The organism is Sulfitobacter sp. 15WGC, from assembly GCF_005068605.1.
Taxonomy (GTDB): domain Bacteria; phylum Pseudomonadota; class Alphaproteobacteria; order Rhodobacterales; family Rhodobacteraceae; genus Sulfitobacter; species Sulfitobacter faviae.
This window is the reverse complement of record NZ_SZNL01000032.1, coordinates 1-1,134: the sequence shown is the minus strand read 5'-3', so window position 1 is coordinate 1,134 and position 1,134 is coordinate 1. Positions and strand designations below refer to the sequence as shown.

The 1,134-nt window shown below is 60.5% G+C and carries 2 protein-coding genes; both read right to left on the bottom strand.

The window, feature by feature from the left end; genetic code table 11:
- Nucleotides 1–120 precede the first annotated feature (120 nt).
- On the bottom strand, nucleotides 121–318 hold the full coding sequence (gene secE / locus FCK22_RS17000; RefSeq protein ID WP_007118815.1) for a preprotein translocase subunit SecE: 198 nt from the start codon (nucleotides 316–318) through the stop codon (nucleotides 121–123).
- A 76-nt stretch (nucleotides 319–394) separates the two neighbouring features.
- Complete coding sequence (locus tag FCK22_RS16995) at nucleotides 395–697, bottom strand: hypothetical protein (protein WP_136720682.1); 303 nt, start codon at nucleotides 695–697, stop codon at nucleotides 395–397.
- Between the last annotated feature and the right edge of the window lie 437 nt (nucleotides 698–1,134).

Genomic DNA, 1,134 nt, shown 5'->3' with positions numbered 1-1,134 from the left:
ACAAAAAATCGGCGCGCAACTCGAATCGCCGCACGCCCTTTTCAGGTCAGGTCTGCGCAATAGCCCGCGCAGACGCAGGTTTCAAGGGTGTAAAGATAAAATCACCCATGCGGGCGGTGCTCAGCCGAACATCCCAAGGATCTGCTGCAAGCCGCCGCGGATCAGGATATCGACAATTGCAAAGAAAACCGCCGTCAGCGCCGCAAGGATAAAGACCATCACCGTGGTCAGCATCACTTCGCGCTTTGTCGGCCAAACAACCTTTGCAACTTCGGTGCGAACCTGCTGGATGAACTGAAGCGGATTGGTGGTGGCCATGACATCTTTCCCTGTTGCCCGATTGGGCGGATGTAACGGGTCCGCCCCCTAGTTTCAAGACATCTTCGCGCGCGCCTCAGGCTTCCGGGTCGCGCAGACGATCGAACCGGCGGTCAAGCGCCGCGTCGTGCCGCGCTTCAGCCTCTGCCATCTCGCCAAAGTCGGGAAGGTACAACCCATCAACCGTGCCTTCGGGGAATCGGTCAAGCACAGCGTCCCATTTTATCGCGAAAGCATCCAACCGCGCATGAAGCGTCGCCGCACGCTCGGGCCGCCGCGCGGCATACCAGCGCCCAAGCGCCATCGCCCGCTGCCAAAACCCATCATAGCCAAGAGCAAGGAAGACCCCCAACACGATAAACACGGTGATAAATAGCACGCCGAACACCAACCAAGGGCGTAGAACCACCGCCAACGCCAGGAGGCAGAGGATCACCGCCCGGGCCGGAGGACGTTTCGCAGCACGCTGACGGCGCGATGGTTTCCTGATATCAACTTCTACGGCTTCCGGCTCCGGCAAGTCCGGAAAAGCCACGCGCCCCGGCCGCCGAGGAGACACCGGGGGCTCTGCCGCGCCCGAACCGGCGCGTGGCTCCGGAGCACCCTCCGCATCAGCCATGACATTCCGAATCGCAGACATCGCAGCGGGGTCCAACTCGGCTGAAGAAGGGGCAGCCTTTTCAATGGGGGGCGTCATATCAGTCTCTCTACGCAGTTGCGAAAGAGTTACCGAACTATTGCGCCAAGTGAAGGGCGGAAAATAGACCGTTATTGGGCATCACTCCCTCCCCCCCTCAAACGCAAAACCGCCGCAGC